Annotated in this window: 4 protein-coding genes; 1 reads left to right on the top strand and 3 read right to left on the bottom strand. The window is 66.7% G+C overall.

All coding sequences use genetic code 11. The features are described from left to right. Window positions 1–190 precede the first annotated feature (190 nt). The 3 genes from BLQ85_RS13520 to flgA all read right to left on the bottom strand — a co-directional run bounded on the left by BLQ85_RS13520 (window position 191) and on the right by flgA (window position 1,736). Window positions 191–646: a flagella synthesis protein FlgN gene (locus tag BLQ85_RS13520; RefSeq protein WP_074577784.1), complete on the bottom strand. Its 456-nt coding sequence runs from the start codon at window positions 644–646 to the stop codon at window positions 191–193. Continuing rightward, complete coding sequence (flgM, locus tag BLQ85_RS13525) at window positions 643–933, bottom strand: flagellar biosynthesis anti-sigma factor FlgM (protein WP_074577785.1); 291 nt, start codon at window positions 931–933, stop codon at window positions 643–645. Before flgM ends, BLQ85_RS13520 begins: the two co-directional genes overlap by 4 nt. A gap of 74 nt (window positions 934–1,007) precedes the next feature. After that, the gene (gene flgA / locus BLQ85_RS13530) at window positions 1,008–1,736 is read right to left on the bottom strand and encodes a flagellar basal body P-ring formation chaperone FlgA (protein WP_074578201.1); all 729 of its coding nucleotides are present in this window, start codon (window positions 1,734–1,736) and stop codon (window positions 1,008–1,010) included. 290 nt (window positions 1,737–2,026) lie between these two features. Here flgA and flgB point away from each other — a divergent pair. Continuing rightward, window positions 2,027–2,399: flagellar basal body rod protein FlgB (gene flgB, locus BLQ85_RS13535; protein WP_074577786.1), on the top strand; the 373-nt coding region annotated here is incomplete at its 3' end.

Consider the following 2,399-nt stretch of genomic DNA (forward strand, 5'->3'; position numbering starts at 1 on the left):
AGGGTCGCCTTTTCTTTTGCTTACTTTTCTTTTGGCGAAGCAAAAGAAAAGTGAGTAGCTGCCGGGCTACCCCCGGCCAGCAAGCCTCAGCAGAGAAAGCAAAAAGACGAAGAGAGGAGAAGGAGAGAAGAGGAAGAGCGCGCCCGCCGGAGCAAGACCCGGCCCTCCCTCCGCGGGGGAAGCAGGGGGGTTAGCCAACCCCCAGCCGATTCCCACCGCCACCCGACTGGTGCGTCCCATCCGGCCCATACAGCGGCTGGCCGCCGGCCTTGAGGAAGTTCAGGGTCTGGCGCGTGAAGTCCAGGTGGGTGTGGACCATCACGCCGTTGCGGTGGTTCATGGCCTGGGCTTCGGCCGCGCGGGCCAGCAGCTGTTGCCAGGCGGTCTTGAGCACGGCATCGCCCGCGGCGGCCGCGGCATCGGCGCCGGCGCGGCCGGGGCCGTAGCCCAGGCTTTGCTGCAGCGCTTCGCGCTGGCGGCTGATGGCGCTGATCTGCCCGGCCAGCTGGGACTTGCGTTCGGCCAGGCCGGGCAGTTCGGTGAACAGCCCTTCGGTCATGGCTTGGGCTTCCAGGCCCAGCAGTTCCAGGAACAAGCCTGTCGCCGCATGTTCGCGGTGCAGCAGTCCGGCCAGCGCGCTGCTCATTTTGTGGGCTCTTCGCCGCCCAGCAGGTCGCGCACCGTGGCCAGCAGGCCGTCGGCGATCTTCGTGGTATTGACCTGGTAGCGGCCCGCGCTGATCTCTTCGCGGATACGGGCCACGCGCGCGGCGTCGAAGTCTGACTGGCTGGACAGCAGCGGCGCGGGCGTGACCGGGCGCGCCAGGGCGCTGGGTGCGGGCGCTGCCGATGCGGGCCGGCCTTCGCGGGTGGAACTGGGGGCCACGCTGTCGGCCACATTCTTGAGGAATGTGAAGGTTTTCTGGATATTCATGGGGTATTCCTCAGGGGGATCTGATCGTTCTAACGGCCGCCTGGATGAAAACTTTAGGGTTCATTCCAAAAAATTCAGTGAACCCGCTCCACCGTGCCGTCCGCCAGGGCGATGCCGCTGAGCAGCTGGCCGCCGGCCGTCCTGACCTGGACCAGGGCGCCCACCGCGGCGCTGCTCATGGCCTTGCCTTCGGTGCTGACGGTAAAACCGGGGCCGCGTGTGCGCAGGCGTATGGCCTGGCCCTGTTGCACCGCGATGGCGGCGCGCAGCGATTCGCGCCTGAGCGGCGCGCCCGAGGCAATGGTGTTCAGGGCAGTCACGCCGTCAAACTGCGCTGGGTCCGTGACCACGCCGCGCGGCAGGGCCGCGAGGTCGCCTTCACGCACAGTGGCATCGGCCGCGGTGAGCACCTGGCCGGCGCTGATGGGCCTGGCCGCGACGTAGTAATTACCGCGCACGGCCACATAGGCCGGCACATAACGTGTCCAGGGCTGGGCCGAGTTGCAGCGCACGCCGACAGACACGCGGCCCCAGAGCCGCGCGCCGCCCGGTAAAAAAGGCTCAAGCGCGTCGCAGGGCGGCAGCGCGCCCGACAGGGGCGTGTCTATGCTGATCAGCACCTGGCCGGGCAGGCCCGCGGCCTGTTCCTGCAAAAAGCGCTCTATCACGGGGCGTGCGCTGCCGGCCAGCGGCGCGGCTTGCGGGCCCGCGGCATGCGCCGGCAGGCTCAAAACGGCCAGGCCCGCGAGCAGCAGGGCGAGGCTGCGTGCAAACCGTGAGCGCTGGGTTCCGGGTGCGGTCATCGTGAGGTACTTGTTCAATGCGCAGGCCTTGGGGATGGCTTGAATTCTAGGGAGCCCCCCGCGCAGCCAAGGCCTGAACTACGCGGCAATCGGCCTGCTGTTTATCCGATTGAAAAACGCCCAGCGGTAGTGCAATCCATGGAGTCGGAATGTGTGGCCCGGCGTTGCGGCAAGGCCTGAATTGGCCGGCTAAACAGCGTCTGTTCCGCTGATTAAAAAAGCCGGCAATTCCTACAATTTTTCAAAGGCGGCACTGCGCGGGTGCGGTGCCCAAGCATGGAGAAAAGGCAATGATCGACAAGCTGGATTCAGCGCTGCGCTTCCACCAGGAGGCGCTCAGCCTCAGGGCGCGGCGGCAGGAAGTGCTGTCGGCCAATATCGCGAACGCGGACACACCGCACTACAAGGCGCGCGACTTCGATTTCAGCGGAAAGCTCCAGGAAGCGCTGGAGCGCGGCCGCCAGTCCGGCGCCATGAGCATGTCGACCACGTCGGCGCGCCACCTGCCCGGCGAAGCGCGTGCCTCGGGTGCGGACGAGCTGCTCTACCGCACGCCCGCGCAGTCCAGCATAGACGGCAACACGGTGGAGATGGACATGGAACGCGTCAACTTTGCCGACAACGCCATGCGCTACGAGGCCAACCTGACCCTGCTGGGCGCCA

This window comes from Polaromonas sp. JS666, from assembly GCF_900103405.1.
In the GTDB taxonomy this organism is placed as follows: domain Bacteria; phylum Pseudomonadota; class Gammaproteobacteria; order Burkholderiales; family Burkholderiaceae_C; genus Polaromonas.